A 14,693-nucleotide genomic window follows, 5' to 3' on the forward strand; every position below is an offset into this window, starting at 1 on the left:
CCCAATTTCCCTTATGGCGTGGCGAATCCGTTTTCGCCGCGCCAATCGTCCAAAGTCTTCACGAGCGCCGCGAGCTCCCCGCGGAGCTCTTCGGTGCCCTGGTCGAGCCCGGTCTTGCCGGGGCCGACCTTCCGCGAGAACGGCTCCCCCACGAGGATGTCCACGCGCGGGCGCCAGCGCCGCTTGCCGTCCGCGGGCTTGAGCGTCCCGCGCGTCGCGACCGGCAGCACGACCGCGCCGGACGCCCGGACCAGCCACGCCGCACCCCGCTCGGCCGCGCCGACGTCACCGGCGCCGCGGGTGCCCTCGGGAAAGATCCCGACCACACCGCCGTCCTTCAGCACGCCGACCGCCGTCATCAGCGGTTTGCGGTCGATCTCGCCGCGCTTGAGCGGGATCTGCCCGATCGCCAGGAAGAACTTCCCGACGATCCCGGTGAACAGCTCGGCCTTGACCAGGAACGCCGAACGCCGCGGCAGCATTCCGAAGATCAGCTGCGGCTCGATCATCGAGCTGTGGTTGGCGATCACGAGCACCGGCCCGGTGGCGGGCATGCGCTCACGGCCGTGCACGCGGATGCGGAAGACCGACCGCAGATGGTACCGGGCGAAGATCCGCCCGGCGTCGTGGAGCGCGCCGACGGAGCCCTCGGGCAGTCCGTCAGCTTTCATCGCGCGACCTCGGCGTTGCACCCCGCCAGCAGGCCGCGGTGGCTGGCCAGTTCGCTGAGCGCGACGATCACCTGGTCGATGGACAGTTCCGAGGTGTCGACGTGCACGGCGTCGTCGGCCGCGCGCAGCGGCGACGTCACGCGGGTGGAGTCGAGGTGGTCACGGCGCTCGACGCTCGCCAGGGCGTCGGCCACCGACGACTTCCGCCCGGCCGCGCTGTCCTGGGTGCTGCGCCGCGACGCGCGGACGTCGGCCGACGCGGTCAGGTAGACCTTGAGCGGCGAGTCCGGCGCGACGACGGTGCCGATGTCCCGGCCTTCGACGACGATGCCGCCGAGCCCCTCGAGAACCTCGCCGATGATCCGCCGCTGCCGGGCGACCAGCAGCTCACGCACGTGCGGCACGGCCGAGACGGGCGAAACGGCCTTGGTGACCTCGGGCCCGCGGATGTCGGCGGCGACGTCCTCGCCGGCGAGCCGGATCTCGAGCCGGTCGGGGCTGGTGCCGATGGCGAAGTCGGCGGTGTCGGCGAGCTGCGCGACGGCTTGGGGATCGGCCGGGTCGACGCCCGCGCGCAGCACGGCGAGGGTCACCATCCGGTACATGGCGCCGGTGTCGAGGTACCCGGCGCCGAGGCGCTGGGCGAGCTTGCGGGCGACGGTGGTCTTCCCGGTCCCCGACGGGCCGTCCAGCGCGACCACACCTCGTAGGGCTCCCGTCACCGGCACTCTCCTCGCGTACTCGTCCTGGTCTCCGCCGGGGTCCATTCTGCCGGTCGGGCCGCGGAGGAGATCAGTCGCCCCGCGCGCCGAAGCGCGCCACCACCACCGCCAGCCGCTCCGCGTGGTTCTCCGGGGAGAGCCGGCGGCCGCGGTCCAGCGTGATCAGGCCGTGGAGCGCGCCCCAGAACACCTCGGTCAGCGTGCCCGGCGCCTGCCTGCCGGCCACCGGCTCGACCACCGCGTACAGGCCCGCGAACGCCTCCTGGAGCACCGGCGGCGTGTCGTCCTGGGCGAACGGCAGCTCCGAAGCCAGCGTGAACATCGCGTCGTAGAGCGCGGGCTTGGCCTCGGCGAAGGCGACGTACGCGCCCGCGACCCCTGCGACACCGCCTTCGCGGGCGGAAGCCAGCACCTCGGCCAGCTCGCCGAAACCCTCCAGCGCGGCCGCCGTCATGATCGCGTCCTTGCCACCGGGGAAGTGGCTGTAGAGCACCGGCTGGCTGTACTCGATCAGCGCCGCCAGCTTCCGGGTGGTGACCGCGTCCCAGCCCTCCGCTTCGGCGAGCTCGCGGGCCGCGGAGACGATCCGCTGTCCACGCTCGGTCCGGTCGCGCACTCGGCGCTGTCGCTGGGTCATGCCGGTGATACTAGCACCGCTAGACAAACTAGCGTCGCTAGATTAGCGTTGCTAGTATCGCTAGCAGCGCTAGAAAACTGGAGGGAACACCATGCTCGTCACCGGCTACGTCCTCGTCGGGATCGTCTCGCTCGGCATCATCTACGTCGGCCTCAACTACCTCTTCGCACCGGCCAAGATCGCCGCGGGCTTCGGGTTCACCGAGGTCCCCGAAAACGCCGAAAGCTTCCTCAACGTCAAGGGCGGCCGCGACGTCGGCGCGGGCCTGGTCCCGCTGGCCCTGATGCTCTACGGCGACCCGCACGCGCTGGGCTGGGTCATCCTCACCGCGGCCGTCTGGCCCCTCTTCGACATGCTGATCATCCTTCGCCACCGCGGGAAGAAGGCCATCGCGTTCGGCGTCCACGGCTCGACCGCCCTCGTGATGGTCGTCGCGGCCGCCCTGCTCCTGCTCGGCTGAACGTCGCGAATCGGACACGTGGGTTACGGTGGTTGGGTGAACGTCGAAGTAACTCCCCTGCCCGGCATCGGGGTCCGCAAGGACTTCAGCACCCGGACCGGCCGCCGCATCGGCGTCGTGACCCAGCGGGACGGCCACACCGAGCTCATCGTGTCCAAAGCCGATGACGCCGACGCCTGCGCCGCCTCGATCCCGCTGACCGCGGACGAGGCGGGCACGCTGGCCAACCTGCTCGGCGCGCCGCAGCTGGTCGCCCAGCTCACCGAAGAGCACCAGGACCTGCCGGGGATCAGCACGAAGCAGCTGCCGATCAAGCCGTCCGGCCCGTTCGACGGCCGGACGCTCGGCGACACCGCGATGCGCACGCGCACCGGCGTCTCGGTGGTCGCGGTGGCGCGGGCGGGTCAGGTCCACCCCTCGCCCACGCCGGACTTCGCCCTCACCGGCGGCGACCTGCTGGTGGCGGTGGGGACGAGCGAAGGTCTCGAGGCCGCCGTCAAGATCTTGAAGTACGGCTGAGCGCACGATGGACCACACCGCGCTGTCCCTGATCGAACTGGGGGCGGTCTTCTTCGTGCTGGGCGCACTCGGGCGCCTGGCCGGGAAGATCGGCCTCTCCCCCATCCCGCTCTACCTGCTCGGCGGCCTCTGCTTCGGCTCCGGCGGGCTGATCCCGCTGACCGACATCGGCGGCTTCACCCACCTGGCCAGCGAAATCGGCGTTGTCCTGCTGCTGTTGCTGCTGGGCCTGGAGTACTCCGCGGCCGAGCTGTTCACCGGGCTGCGCCGCTCCTGGACGGCGGGGGTGCTGGACATCGTCCTCAACGCCGCCCCCGGCGCGGCCGTCGCGCTGCTGCTGGGCTGGGGCCCGGTCGGCGCGATGGTGATGGCGGGTGTCACGTACATCTCGTCGTCCGGGATCGTCGCGAAGGTCCTCGGCGACCTCGGCCGGCTCGGCAACCGCGAGACGCCGGTGGTGCTGTCGATCCTCGTCTTCGAAGACCTCGTGATGGCGCTCTACCTGCCGATCCTCACGGCGGTGCTGGGCGGCGTCAGCTTCCTCGGCGGCCTGGAAGCCGTCGGGATCTCGCTCATGGTGATCACGGTGGTGCTGGTGATCGCGCTGAAGTTCGGCCGGTACGTCTCGGCGGCCGTCGACAGCCCGGACCGCGAGGTGTTCCTGCTCAAGGTCCTCGGCGCGGCGCTGCTGGTGGCCGGGCTGGCGTCGGCGATGCAGGTGTCGGCCGCGGTCGGCGCGTTCCTGCTCGGCATCGCGATCTCCGGCTCGACGGCGGAGAACGCGACGCACATGCTCGAGCCGCTGCGGGACCTGTTCGCCGCGGTGTTCTTCGTGGTGTTCGGCCTCAACACGAACCCGGCGTCGATCCCGCCGGTGCTCGGCTGGGCGGTCGTGCTGGCCGTGGTGACGACGTTGACGAAGGTCGGCACCGGCTGGTGGGCCGCGCGCCGCCAGGGCATCGGGAAGATGGGCCGCGCCCGCGCCGGAGCGGCGCTGGTGGCCCGCGGCGAGTTCTCGATCGTGATCGCGGGCCTGGCGGTGACAGCGGGCGCGGTGGACGGCGAACTGGCGGCGCTGGCCACGGCGTACGTCCTGCTGATGGCGATCCTCGGGCCGACGGCGGCGCGCGTCGTCGAGCCGGTCTCCCGCGCCCTGCAACGGAAATCGGCTGCGAAGACCGCGCCCGCTGAGGCAAGCTGACCCAGGTCCCGAGCGCCCCAATGTGGCCTTCGGTGCGTTCAACGCACCCAAGGCCGCCTTGGAGCGCTGGGGTCAGCGCAGGTCCGCCTGGCACGCCCGCGATCCCGGGCTTCGTCACGAGGCGTACTGCGCGGACCAGCTTCCCGATGCGGCCGGGGCCGTCCGCTGCGACGCCGTGCGGCTGCTGGACATCGTCGTGCACACCCCGGTCGAGACCCTGGCGCTCCACTCTCCCGGGCGAGCGGCTGAAGCTCACCTGGTCGCGCGACCCGGCGGCGGTGGCCCTGCCCGACCCCGCGATGCGCCGGATCCGCGAGTTCCCGGCGGTCCGCACGGTGTGGGTCTCCCACGCGCACCGGCCCGACACGGCGAGGGAACACCTGCTGGTGCACATCGCCGTCGACGAGGACCTGCCCTCGGCGTCGGCGGACCGGCTGATGGAGACCATGGCCCGGTGGGCATGCTGCCGTTGAACACCACGGCGCACGCCTCGGCCATCGCCGAGCTGGACGGCATGGGCCTGGACACCGTCCGGGCCGACCACTCGACCGGCCGCGTCGACGTCCTTTCCCGCGAGTACGACTAGCGCAGGTCCGCCCGGCCCGCCGACGGCACGAACACGCCACCGCCGAGGGACGGGTGGGTCGAGGCCGCCGGGACTACTCCGGCCAGCGGGACCGACACCGACGTCTTCGCCAGGTCCAGCGTCACCCGGCCCGGCTGGGCCGGCCCGCGGATGAAGCTGCCGTCCGTGCCGCCGATGACCAGCGCCAGCGCGTGGCCCTTCGGCACGACGTGGTCCGTGGAAGCCAGGTCGAACGTCATCGTGTACGGCGTGCCCGGAGTCAGGACCTGTTCCTGGGACAGGGAAGCGTAGTTCGCGAGGTCCGCCCAGCCGCGGCTGAGGATCGTGTAGTTCACCTTCTTCACGTCCGCGGACGCCACGCGGTAACAGGCGTCGTCGCCCGCCGTCGACGAGCCCCAGCAGTTCTCCGTCGTCCCCGTCTTGATGCCCTCGCCGCTGCCCGCGAAGTTGCGGATCGTCGCCGGGCCGAGGTCCACCAGCAGCGCCGAAAGCCGCGCCGACGCCGTGCTCGGCGTCGCCGTCACCGTGATCTTCGACGTCCCGGACACCTGCAGGGCCGAAGCCAGCGTTCCGGTCGAGTAGGTCAGCGCGGCGCTGCCCGGGTTGGTCACCCAGGTGTCTTCGCCGAGGTTCGGGTTGTCGGTGAACGACGCCGTCCCGCTCGCCGCCGCGGTCCCGAGCGTGCCGCCGGTGTGCGGCCGCAGTGCCGTGGTCACGGCGTTGGCGGCCGGGTAGGCGCTCTGGTCCACCCACTGGTCCGGCTGCCGCTCGACGCTGGCCTGCGGCCCGTTCTGGACGCCGTTGTCGAGGCCGAGCAGGTAGTGGTCGAACCACCGGTGCAGCAGGTCCACCCAGCCGTCGCGGCGGTAGTCGAACGGGTCGACGTGCCCGGTCTGCGACAGCCAGATCTTCTTCTCGACCTTCAGCGCGTCCCACCACTGCCCGAAGTGGATCGTCTTGACGTTGAGGTCGTTGACCCCGTGGGACAGCAGCACGCTCGCCCGCACGTTGCCCGCGTGGGTGACGTAGTCGCGGTCGGCCCAGAGCGGCCCGTAGTCGCCGTTGGCCGTCGCGCCCTGCCGGAGCACCTGGTTCTGCGCCGAGCAGTTCTGGCCGCTGTTGCGCGCTTCGACCGTCTGCGCCAGCCCGTCCGGGTTGAAGCCGAAGGTGGCGCCGTCGGAGCGGTAGTAGTCGTACCAGGAGCTGATCGCGGAGATCGGCACGATGGTCTTCAGCCCGGCGACCCCGGTCGCCGCGACGCCGTTGGCGATCGTGCCGTCGTAGGACTTCCCGATCATGCCGACGTTCCCGGTGCTCCAGCCCGCGCTCACGGCGCTGCCGCCGGTCTTCGCGCTGTAGCCGGTCGCACGGCCGTTGAGCCAGTCGACGACCTTGCGCGCCGAGTCGACGTCGGAGCTGCCGCCGACGTCCGCGCAGCCGGCCGACCGGTTCGTCCCGGCCAGGTCGACGAGCACCACGGCGTACCCGCGCGGCACGAAGTAGTTGTCGTAGAACAGCGGGAACTTCACCGGTTTCCCGGCGCTGTCGTACGTCTTCAGCTCGCTCTCGTTGCCGCGCCCGCAGCAGGAGTAGTACGGGCTCGCGTCCATGATCACCGGGACGCGGCCGGTCGCTTCACCGGGCCGCACGATGTCGGCGGCGACGCGGTCGGGCTTGCCGTCACCGTCCCCGTCGTGGCCGATGTCCACCCAGACGGTCTCGCGGATCGCCTTCGTGTAGTCGTAGACCGGTTCGCTCGCCCGGGGCGCCGCGTGCGCCACCCCGGGGAGGAACGTCGTGAAGAGGATGAGCGCGAGCAGTGCCAGACCGGGTCGCATGGCTCCACGCTGGCAGCGACGACGGGCTCGCGCCACGGCGGAAAGTCGGGACTGTGCCAACCGGGGCTTCGCCCCGGGCCGGGGGCTTCGCCACCCGGACCCCCGAAAAGCGGTCAGAGCTCGACGTTCCGGTAGAGCGCCCCGATCTCGCCCTTGGTGAGCCGCCGGATCGAGCCGACGCGCTGGTTGCCGAGCTGGACGTCGCCGACCGCGGTGCGGACCAGCTTCAGCACCGGGTGGCCGGTGTCCTTGAGCAGGCGGCGCACGATGTGCTTCTTGCCCTCGTGGATGACCAGCTCGACCAGCGACTTGCCGGAGTGCATGTCCTTGACCCGGAACTGGTCGACCTTGACGATGCCGTCCGGCAGCTCCCAGCCGCCCCGAAGCTCTTTGCCGAGCCCCCGCGGCACCAGGCCGTCGACCTCGGCGAGGTAGGTCTTGAGCACCCGGTAGGAGGGGTGCATCAGCCGGTGGCCGAGGTCACCGTCGTTGGTCAGCAGCAGCAGGCCCTCGGTGTTCTCGTCGAGCCGGCCGACGTGGACGACACCGGGGGTCTCCTCGTAGCGGCCGGCGAGGTAGTCGCCGACACACGGGCGGCCGCGGTCGTCCGACATCGTCGAGTGCACGCCCTTGGGCTTGTTCAGGGCGAGGTAGATGAGGTCGTCGCGCAGGTTCACGCGGGTGCCGTCGACGTGGATGACCGCCTCGTCCGGGTTGACGCGGCGACCCAGCTCGGTGACGACCTGGCCGTCCACCTCGACCCGGCCGGCCACGATCAGGTCTTCCGCCGCCCGCCGGGAGGCGACCCCGGCCTGCGACAGCACCTTCTGCAGGCGGATGCCGTCGGGGTGTTCACTGGATGTCATCGATGGTGTCCACTTCGGGTAGCAACGGAGCGATCGCGGGCAGGTCGTTCAGTGACGACAGCCCCAGTCGCTCCAGGAACAGCTCGGTCGTCACGTACAGCGTCCCGGTCGTCTCGGGGTCGGTCCCCATCTCTTCGATGAGGCCGCGCGCGAGCAGCGTCCGGATGACACCGTCCACGTTCACACCCCGCACCGCGGCGACCCTGGCCCGGGTCACCGGCTGCCGGTAGGCGATCACGGCGAGGCTCTCCAGCGCGGCCCGGGTCAGCTTCGACCGCTGGCCGTCCAGCAGGAGCTTCTCCACGAACGGGGCATGGACGTCCCTAGTGTAGAACCGCCACCCTTCACCGACGCGCCGCAGGTCGATCCCGCTGGTCCGGTCGGTGAACTTCTGCGCCATGGTCCGCAGCGCGACGACGATGCGGGACTTGGGTTGGCCGAGGGTTTCGGCGAGGAGCTCTTCACTCGCGGGAGAGTCGACGACCAGGAGAAGGGCCTCGAGAGCGGCTTCGAGGGCCTCGTCGGCGGTGAGGTCGGGGAAGGCGTCGGCGTCCCCGGCGGCGACCAGGTCGGACGCGGGGTCATCGGCGGGCTCGGGCTCAGCAGGCGCGGAGCTTTCACGTGAAAGCTCCGGCTCCTCGGCCTGGGCGGGCGCGGCAGGCTCCGACTCGGGCTCGCTCTCCGCGGCTTGCGCGGGCTCGGCAGCCTCAGGCTCAGGCTGGGTCTCCTCCGCGGGCTCGACAGGCTCGGGCTGCGTGAGCAGGGGCTCGACCGGATCCCCGTCCTCGGTCACCGGCTCGCCGGAGAGCGCTTCTTCCAGCGCCACCTCGGCCGCCGTCGCCGACGGCTCGTTCTCTTCGGAGGTCACCCGTACTCCTCTTCGTCTCCGGCGGCGCGGTCCAGCTCGGCCGCCGCGGAGGCTTCTTCCTTCGAGCCGCCCGTCCAGCGGACGTGCAGCTCGGCCAGTGCCTCGGTCTGCTCGAACTGGACCGTCGCCTCGCGGTAGAGCTCCAGCAGCGCCAGGAACCGCGCCACGATCTCGACCGTGTGCTCGCAGTCGTCGACCAGCTCGCCGAACGTCGCCTGGCCGCGCTCGGCCAGCATCACCCGCAGGATCGCCGCGTGCTCGCGGACCGAGATGCGGCCCATGTGGATGTGGGCGATCGACACCGTCGGCGGCGGCTTCGGCCGGAAGACCGCCACCGCGATCTCCGCGAACTTCGCCGGTGTCACGCCCAGCATGACCTCGGGCAGCAGCCCGACGAACCGCTCCTCCAGCGCCACCGACCGCGGGTAGCGCCGCAGCGCACCCTGCTCCAGCTCGCCGAACAGGGCCGCCACCTGCTTGTACGCGCGGTACTGCAGGATCCGCGCGAACAGCAGGTCGCGGGCTTCGAGCAGCGCGAGGTCGTCTTCGCTCTCGACCTCGGCCGACGGCAGCAGCCGCGCGGCCTTGAGGTCCAGCAGCGTCGCCGCGATGACCAGGAACTCGGTCGTCTCGTCGAGGTTCCAGTCGGTGCCCAGCGCCCGCGTGTACGCGATGAAGTCGTCGGTGACCCGGTGCAGGGCCACCTCGGTGACGTCGAGCTGGTGCTGCGAGATCAGCTGCAGCAGCAGGTCGAACGGCCCCTCGAAGTTGGCCAGCCGCACCTTGAACTTCGACGTGCTCAGTTCCTCGGTGTTCACGCCTTCGGGAATCATCCCGCCGTGCACCGTCTGGTGCTCTTCGGGAACCTCGTCCGCCGGAGCCGGTGCCGGGGAAGGCTCGTCCATCAGCCCTCGGTTTCGCCGCCGTCTGAGCCGACCACCCGCAGCCGCTGCACCAGCACCGACTCTTCGCCGTTCTGGTCGAAGTCCGCCAGCAGCACCGCGACGGCCTCGCGGACCAGCCGGCCGCGGTCCACGACCAGCTCGTGCTTGGCCCGCAGCGTCAGCCGGGCCTGTTCCATGGCCACGAGCTCGTCCCCGGACACGTACACGGTGATCTTCGCGTCGTGCTTGGTCCGGCCGGACCCGTGCGGGGCCGCGCTGCGGGCGAGCTGCTCCGTCCGGCCGTTGCCCGCCGGTTCGACGGGCTCGGCGGGCGCCGGCGGCGTCTGGGGCGGGAGGTCGAGAGCGGGACTGGAGGTGAGGCGGAAGAGCTCCGACGCTCCGGGCAGGGAGGCGCGCCTGCTCACCGAGCGATCACCTCGCGAGCAAGCTGGCGGTACGCCGCGGCGCCGGCCGACTTGGGCGCCCAGGTCGTGATCGGCTCACCCGCGACCGTCGTCTCGGGGAACCGCACCGTGCGGTTGATGACCGTGTCGAACACGGTCTCGCCGAATGCCTCCACCACGCGAGCCATGACCTCCTTCGAGTGCAGGGTTCTCGGGTCGTACATGGTGGCGAGAATCCCGACTATGTCCAGTTTGGGGTTGAGGCGTTCCTGCACCTTCTCGATCGTGTCGATCAGGAGCGCGACGCCTCGGAGACTGAAGAACTCGCACTCGAGCGGGATGATCACGCCGTCCGCGGCGGTCAGCGCGTTCACCGTGAGCAAGCCGAGTGAGGGCTGGCAGTCGACAAGAACATAGTCGTAGTCGTTCATGACCGGACGAAGGACCCGTAACAACGTGTGCTCGCGCCCTACCTCAGCGACGAGCTGGACCTCCGCCGCGGACAGGTCGATGTTGCTCGGCAGCAGGTCAACGCCGTCGACGCGGGTTTTCATCAGCACGTCGGTCGCGCTGACCGAGCGCTCCATGATGGCGTTGTAGACCGTCTGGTCCAGTTCGTGCGGCTGGATGCCGAGACCGACCGCGAGCGCGCCCTGCGGGTCGAAGTCGACGAGCAGCACCTTGCGGCCGTACTCGGCGAGGGCGGCGCCCAGGTTGATGGTCGACGTCGTCTTGCCGACGCCGCCCTTCTGGTTGCACATCGCCATGATCTTGGCCGGGCCGTGGCGCTCCAGCGGCGCCGGATCGGCGTGCTCGCGGATCGGGCGGCCGGTCGGCCCGATCCCTTCGAGCTTCACCTTCTTGCCGTTGCGCTCGCCCGGGTCGTCCCCGTCGTGCACGGCCGGGGTCGCGATCTTGACGTCGTTGAGGTTCGCCGCCGCCGACCCGGCGGACTCGGCCGGGTGGGCCGGCTGGTTCGGTGTCGACATGGCGGGAAAGCTCCTTGTTCGTCGAGTCCGCCGCAGCCTATGCGCGGAGCCGGAGCCCCGGCAAAGCAACGCGCCGGACCCGAGGGGGCAATGTCACTCGACCGTCGGTCCAGCGTAGGAAGGCTGTTGGCCCTCTATAGGGCCGTCTAGCCCAACGCCCGCGGATGCGCTGTCGCGTACACCTCGCGCAGCGTGTTGACCGTGACCAGCGTGTACACCTGCGTCGTGGTCACCGAGGCGTGGCCGAGCAGTTCCTGCACGACACGGACGTCCGCGCCGCCTTCGAGCAGGTGCGTGGCGAAGGAGTGGCGGAGCGTGTGCGGCGAGACCGCGGCGACGATCCCCGCCCGTTCGGCGGTGTCCTTGAGGACCTGCCACGCGCTCTGCCGCGAAAGCCGGCTGCCGCGGGCGTTGAGGAACAGCGCCGCGGTGCCGCGGCCGTGGGCGGCCAGCGCGGGCCGCGCGCGGACGGTGTAGGCGTGCAACGCGGCGAGCGCGGGACGGCCGATCGGGACCAGCCGCTGCTTGCCGCCCTTGCCGTCGAGCAGCACGGTGCGTTCGGTGTCGTCGACGTCGTCGACGTCCAGGCCGACCGCCTCGGAGATCCGGGCGCCGGTGGAGTAGAGCACTTCCAGCAGCGCCCGGTCGCGCAACGACCGGTCGCCGTCCGGCGGCGGGGTCTCCAGCAACCGCAGGACGTCGTCGACCGGCAGTGCCTTGGGCAGCCGCTTCGCGGGGGTCGGCGGCCGGACCTCGCGGGCGGGGTTGTGCTCGGTGAGGCCCTCGGCGTGCGCGAACTTGTGCAGGCCCCGCGCGGCGACGAGCGCCCGCGCGGCCGACGACGCGGCCAGCGGCTTGTGCTCGCCGTCGCCTTCCCGGAGAGCGGCCCCGAAGGATGTGACGTGCGCGGCGGTGACGTCGGCGATCTTCGCGATGCCCGCGCTGTCGAGGTGCGCGGCGTACCGGCGCAGGTCACGGGCGTAGCTGTCCAGCGTGTTGCGCGCGGTCCCGCGTTCGACGACCAGGTGGTCGAGATACGCGGCGATCGCCTCGGCCGTGCTGCCCGCGACTGCCACGTCGGACACCTTAGGCCGCGCGAGACCTGTGACCCGGCAGAAACCCCGTTCTCAGCTTGCCGCGGTTACCTTGGATTCATGGAGTCGGACCAGCTCCGCATCGGCACGGCCGAGCGCGAAGAAGCGGCGAGGCTGCTCGCCGACCACTTCGGCATGGGCCGCATCACGCCGGACGAGTACGAGACGCGGGTGACGGACGCCTACGCGGCGACGACCCTGGGCGACCTGCGGCCGCTGTTCGGCGACCTGCCGCAGCCGCATCCGGGGTTCTTCGGGCCGCCGCCGTCGCCGATGCCACCGCCGATGTCGATGCCGATGTACGCGCCGTCGCAGCCGATGCCGGTGCCGTACCCGCAGCCGGTCCCCTACTCCTACCGGTCGAAGACCGTCGCCGGCGTGCTGCAGATCGTGCTGCCCTTCGGCGTGGGCCGGTTCTACACCGGCCAGATCGGCCTGGGTCTGCTGCAGCTGTTCGTCTGCATGATCACTTTCGGCTTCGGCGTGATCTGGCCGATCATCGACGGCATCGCATTGCTGGCCAACGGCGGTCTCGACGCCGAAGGCCGCCCGCTGCGCCCCTGAGGCGGGACGCAGCGGAGCGGCTCAGATCTCCTTGCGCTTGGCGAACGCCGTCGGGCGGTCCTCCCACGGGGCGTCCGCCGGACGGGCCGGGGCCCCGCCGGTGACCACCGCGTGCGCGGCCAGCACCCCGGACACCGTGGCGCCGTTCACCAGCTCGCCCGCCAGGGCCATCCGCACGGCCTCGGCGAGCGGGAACTTCCGGATGACGAGGTCCGCCTCCTCCTCGCCGAGCACGTCACGGTCCACATCGGACAGTCCGCGGGCCAGGAAGACCCGCACCACCTCGTCGGTGAAGCCGGGTGACGCCGCGACGTCGACCAGCGTCACCCAGTCCGAGGCGGCCAGACCGGCCTCCTCGACGAGCTCGCGCTTGGCCGTCCCGACCGGGTCCTCGCCGAGGTGGTCGATCAGGCCCGCGGGCAGCTCCCACAGCCGGTGCCCGATCGGGTGCCGGTACTGGTGGATGAGCGTGACCCGCTGCGACTCGTCCAAGGCGACGATCGCCACCGCGCCCAGGTGCTCGATCACCTCGCGGACCGCGGTGCCGCCGCCCGGCATCACGACGTCGTCGATCCGCAGGCCGACGACCCGTCCGATGTGGACGTCACGGCTGGACGCGACGGTGAACTCGTGCTCGCCCGGCGCGGTCACCGGGCGGCCACGGGGGCTTCGGGCAGCTCGACCGGCAGCCGCTCGGCGACCTTGCGGTCCACCACGGCCTTGACGAACGCGCTGAACAGCGGGTGCGGCCGGGTCGGGCGGCTCTTGAGCTCCGGGTGCGCCTGCGTGCCGACGAAGAACGGGTGCTTGTCGGCGGGCAGCTCGACGAACTCGACCAGGCGGTCGTCCGGCGAGGTGCCGGAGAAGACCAGGCCGGCGTCGGTGAGCTGCTTGCGGTAGGCGTTGTTCACCTCGTAGCGGTGCCGGTGGCGCTCGGACACCTCGGTGGTGCCGTACGCCTTCGCGACCTGCGAGCCCGGCTTGAGCTTCGCCGGGTACGCGCCCAGGCGCATCGTGCCGCCCATGTCCCGCTCCCCCGCGACGACGTCGCGCTGGTCGGCCATGGTCGAGATCACCGGGTGCTTGGTGTTCTCGTCGAACTCCGACGACCCGGCGTCGGCGATGCCGGCCAGGTGCCGGGCGCCCTCGATGACCATGCACTGCAGGCCGAGGCACAGGCCGAGCAGCGGCACGCCGCGGGTGCGGGCGTACTCGATCGCGCCGACCTTGCCCTCGATGCCGCGGATGCCGAACCCGCCCGGGATCAGCACACCGTCCACATCGGACAGCACGGACGCCGCGCCGGACGCGGTCTGCGCGTCGTCGGAGGCGACCCAGACGATCTCGACCTTGGCGCGGTGGGCGAACCCGCCCGCACGCAGGGCCTCGGTGACCGACAGGTAGGCGTCCGGCAGGTCGATGTACTTGCCGACCACGGCGACCCGGACGACCTCGTTCGGGTTGTGCACCCGGTCGAGCAGGTCACCCCACACCGTCCAGTCGACGTCGCGGAACGGCAGCCCGAGGCGGCGGACGACGTAGGCGTCGAGCGCCTCGCCGTGCAGCACCTTCGGGATGTCGTAGATCGACCGCGCGTCCGGGCAGGCGATGACGGCCTCGGTGTCGACGTCGCACATCAGGCCGATCTTGCGCTTGAGGTCCTCGGGGATCTCGCGGTCGGCCCGGCAGACCAGCGCGTCGGGCTGGATGCCGATGTTGCGCAGCGCGGCGACCGAGTGCTGCGTCGGCTTCGTCTTCAGCTCGCCCGAGGGCGCCAGGTACGGCACCAGCGAGACGTGCAGGAAGAAGCAGTGGTCGCGGCCGACGTCGTGGCGGACCTGGCGGCACGCCTCGAGGAACGGCAGCGACTCGATGTCGCCGACCGTGCCGCCGACCTCGGTGATGACGACGTCCGGCGTCTGGCCGGCCTCGTCGGGCTCGGCCGCGGCGGTGATCCGGGACTTGATCTCGTCGGTGATGTGCGGAATGACCTGCACCGTGTCGCCGAGGTACTCGCCGCGGCGCTCCTTGGCGATCACCTCGGAGTAGACCTGGCCGGTCGTGACGTTGGCCTTGCCGTCGAGGTCGCGGTCGAGGAAGCGCTCGTAGTGCCCGATGTCGAGGTCGGTCTCGGCGCCGTCGTCGGTGACGAACACCTCACCGTGCTGGAACGGGTTCATCGTCCCGGGGTCGACGTTGAGGTACGGATCGAGCTTCTGCATCGTGACGCGAAGCCCGCGCGCGGTAAGGAGTTGTCCCAGGCTGGAAGCCGTGAGTCCTTTACCCAGAGAGGAGGCGACGCCTCCGGTGACAAAAACGTACTTGGTAGCCCGTGACTGAAGTCCCACGGGCCGCCAGCATATCCGAAGACTCCGGATCCGCGCGCCGGG

The 14,693-nt window shown here is 71.1% G+C and carries 18 protein-coding genes; 6 read left to right on the forward strand and 12 right to left on the reverse strand.

Annotated features, from left to right (window positions below):
- Window positions 1-11: 11 nt before the first annotated feature.
- From ACZ63E_RS27915 to ACZ63E_RS27925, 3 genes are all read right to left on the reverse strand, one after another.
- Window positions 12-671, reverse strand: coding sequence for a lysophospholipid acyltransferase family protein (locus tag ACZ63E_RS27915; protein ID WP_465339062.1), 660 nt, complete (start codon window positions 669-671; stop codon window positions 12-14).
- Window positions 668-1,372, reverse strand: coding sequence for a (d)CMP kinase (gene cmk / locus ACZ63E_RS27920; protein ID WP_465313656.1), 705 nt, complete (start codon window positions 1,370-1,372; stop codon window positions 668-670). Before cmk ends, ACZ63E_RS27915 begins: the two co-directional genes overlap by 4 nt.
- 91 nt (window positions 1,373-1,463) lie before the next feature.
- Complete coding sequence (locus tag ACZ63E_RS27925; RefSeq protein ID WP_465339063.1) at window positions 1,464-2,030, reverse strand: TetR/AcrR family transcriptional regulator; 567 nt, start codon at window positions 2,028-2,030, stop codon at window positions 1,464-1,466.
- A gap of 91 nt (window positions 2,031-2,121) precedes the next feature.
- Between ACZ63E_RS27925 and ACZ63E_RS27930 the strand changes: the two genes are divergently transcribed.
- The 5 genes from ACZ63E_RS27930 to ACZ63E_RS27950 all read left to right on the forward strand — a co-directional run bounded on the left by ACZ63E_RS27930 (window position 2,122) and on the right by ACZ63E_RS27950 (window position 4,796).
- Window positions 2,122-2,490, forward strand: coding sequence for a DUF4267 domain-containing protein (locus ACZ63E_RS27930; protein WP_465339064.1), 369 nt, complete (start codon window positions 2,122-2,124; stop codon window positions 2,488-2,490).
- A gap of 36 nt (window positions 2,491-2,526) precedes the next feature.
- Window positions 2,527-3,009, forward strand: a complete 483-nt coding sequence (locus ACZ63E_RS27935) for a cation:proton antiporter regulatory subunit (RefSeq protein WP_465313483.1) — start codon at window positions 2,527-2,529, stop codon at window positions 3,007-3,009.
- A gap of 7 nt (window positions 3,010-3,016) precedes the next feature.
- Window positions 3,017-4,210 (forward strand): cation:proton antiporter, encoded by a 1,194-nt coding sequence (locus ACZ63E_RS27940; protein WP_465313482.1) that lies wholly within the window; start codon window positions 3,017-3,019, stop codon window positions 4,208-4,210.
- A gap of 278 nt (window positions 4,211-4,488) precedes the next feature.
- Window positions 4,489-4,683, forward strand: coding sequence for a hypothetical protein (locus tag ACZ63E_RS27945; RefSeq protein ID WP_465339065.1), 195 nt, complete (start codon window positions 4,489-4,491; stop codon window positions 4,681-4,683).
- Window positions 4,665-4,796: a hypothetical protein gene (locus ACZ63E_RS27950; protein WP_465339066.1), complete on the forward strand. Its 132-nt coding sequence runs from the start codon at window positions 4,665-4,667 to the stop codon at window positions 4,794-4,796. Before ACZ63E_RS27945 ends, ACZ63E_RS27950 begins: the two co-directional genes overlap by 19 nt.
- Here the strand turns inward: ACZ63E_RS27950 and ACZ63E_RS27955 are convergent.
- The 7 genes from ACZ63E_RS27955 to xerD all read right to left on the reverse strand — a co-directional run bounded on the left by ACZ63E_RS27955 (window position 4,793) and on the right by xerD (window position 11,721).
- Window positions 4,793-6,634, reverse strand: coding sequence for a Xaa-Pro dipeptidyl-peptidase (locus ACZ63E_RS27955; RefSeq protein ID WP_465339067.1), 1,842 nt, complete (start codon window positions 6,632-6,634; stop codon window positions 4,793-4,795). The two genes, ACZ63E_RS27950 and ACZ63E_RS27955, sit on opposite strands and share 4 nt — an antisense overlap.
- A 113-nt stretch (window positions 6,635-6,747) precedes the next feature.
- Window positions 6,748-7,500 carry a pseudouridine synthase gene (locus ACZ63E_RS27960; protein ID WP_465339068.1) on the reverse strand — a complete coding sequence of 251 codons (753 nt, stop codon included), beginning with the start codon at window positions 7,498-7,500 and terminating at the stop codon, window positions 6,748-6,750.
- The gene (scpB, locus tag ACZ63E_RS27965; protein WP_465339069.1) at window positions 7,487-8,368 is read right to left on the reverse strand and encodes an SMC-Scp complex subunit ScpB; all 882 of its coding nucleotides are present in this window, start codon (window positions 8,366-8,368) and stop codon (window positions 7,487-7,489) included. Before scpB ends, ACZ63E_RS27960 begins: the two co-directional genes overlap by 14 nt.
- Window positions 8,365-9,273: a segregation and condensation protein A gene (locus ACZ63E_RS27970; RefSeq protein WP_465339070.1), complete on the reverse strand. Its 909-nt coding sequence runs from the start codon at window positions 9,271-9,273 to the stop codon at window positions 8,365-8,367. The genes scpB and ACZ63E_RS27970 overlap by 4 nt, the downstream gene beginning before the upstream one ends.
- Window positions 9,273-9,677 carry a cobyrinic acid a,c-diamide synthase gene (locus ACZ63E_RS27975; RefSeq protein WP_465313476.1) on the reverse strand — a complete coding sequence of 135 codons (405 nt, stop codon included), beginning with the start codon at window positions 9,675-9,677 and terminating at the stop codon, window positions 9,273-9,275. Before ACZ63E_RS27975 ends, ACZ63E_RS27970 begins: the two co-directional genes overlap by 1 nt.
- The gene (locus ACZ63E_RS27980) at window positions 9,674-10,645 is read right to left on the reverse strand and encodes a ParA family protein (RefSeq protein WP_465339071.1); all 972 of its coding nucleotides are present in this window, start codon (window positions 10,643-10,645) and stop codon (window positions 9,674-9,676) included. The genes ACZ63E_RS27975 and ACZ63E_RS27980 overlap by 4 nt, the downstream gene beginning before the upstream one ends.
- A 146-nt stretch (window positions 10,646-10,791) precedes the next feature.
- Window positions 10,792-11,721, reverse strand: coding sequence for a site-specific tyrosine recombinase XerD (gene xerD, locus ACZ63E_RS27985; RefSeq protein WP_465339072.1), 930 nt, complete (start codon window positions 11,719-11,721; stop codon window positions 10,792-10,794).
- A 78-nt stretch (window positions 11,722-11,799) separates the two neighbouring features.
- On the opposite strand from xerD, the gene ACZ63E_RS27990 reads away from it, so the two are divergent.
- A complete protein-coding gene (locus tag ACZ63E_RS27990) occupies window positions 11,800-12,303 on the forward strand; it encodes a DUF1707 domain-containing protein (protein ID WP_465339073.1) in 504 nt (167 codons plus the stop codon).
- A 21-nt stretch (window positions 12,304-12,324) separates the two neighbouring features.
- On the opposite strand, the gene ACZ63E_RS27995 is transcribed toward ACZ63E_RS27990, so the two are convergent.
- Window positions 12,325-12,954 carry an NUDIX domain-containing protein gene (locus ACZ63E_RS27995; RefSeq protein WP_465339074.1) on the reverse strand — a complete coding sequence of 210 codons (630 nt, stop codon included), beginning with the start codon at window positions 12,952-12,954 and terminating at the stop codon, window positions 12,325-12,327.
- Window positions 12,951-14,651 carry a CTP synthase gene (locus ACZ63E_RS28000; protein ID WP_465314399.1) on the reverse strand — a complete coding sequence of 567 codons (1,701 nt, stop codon included), beginning with the start codon at window positions 14,649-14,651 and terminating at the stop codon, window positions 12,951-12,953. The genes ACZ63E_RS27995 and ACZ63E_RS28000 overlap by 4 nt, the downstream gene beginning before the upstream one ends.
- Window positions 14,652-14,693 lie beyond the last annotated feature (42 nt).

Source organism: Amycolatopsis sp. NPDC104819, assembly GCF_055583145.1.

Coding starts and splice junctions, on each gene's coding strand:
- ACZ63E_RS27960 (WP_465339068.1), bottom strand. CDS start 7,500: ATGACATCCAGTGAACACCCCGACGGCATCCGCCTGCAGAAGGTGCTG.
- ACZ63E_RS27930 (WP_465339064.1), top strand. CDS start 2,122: ATGCTCGTCACCGGCTACGTCCTCGTCGGGATCGTCTCGCTCGGCATC.
- ACZ63E_RS27980 (WP_465339071.1), bottom strand. CDS start 10,645: ATGTCGACACCGAACCAGCCGGCCCACCCGGCCGAGTCCGCCGGGTCG.
- ACZ63E_RS27970 (WP_465339070.1), bottom strand. CDS start 9,273: ATGGACGAGCCTTCCCCGGCACCGGCTCCGGCGGACGAGGTTCCCGAA.
- ACZ63E_RS27915 (WP_465339062.1), bottom strand. CDS start 671: ATGAAAGCTGACGGACTGCCCGAGGGCTCCGTCGGCGCGCTCCACGAC.
- ACZ63E_RS27925 (WP_465339063.1), bottom strand. CDS start 2,030: ATGACCCAGCGACAGCGCCGAGTGCGCGACCGGACCGAGCGTGGACAG.
- ACZ63E_RS27940 (WP_465313482.1), top strand. CDS start 3,017: ATGGACCACACCGCGCTGTCCCTGATCGAACTGGGGGCGGTCTTCTTC.
- ACZ63E_RS27990 (WP_465339073.1), top strand. CDS start 11,800: ATGGAGTCGGACCAGCTCCGCATCGGCACGGCCGAGCGCGAAGAAGCG.
- ACZ63E_RS27955 (WP_465339067.1), bottom strand. CDS start 6,634: ATGCGACCCGGTCTGGCACTGCTCGCGCTCATCCTCTTCACGACGTTC.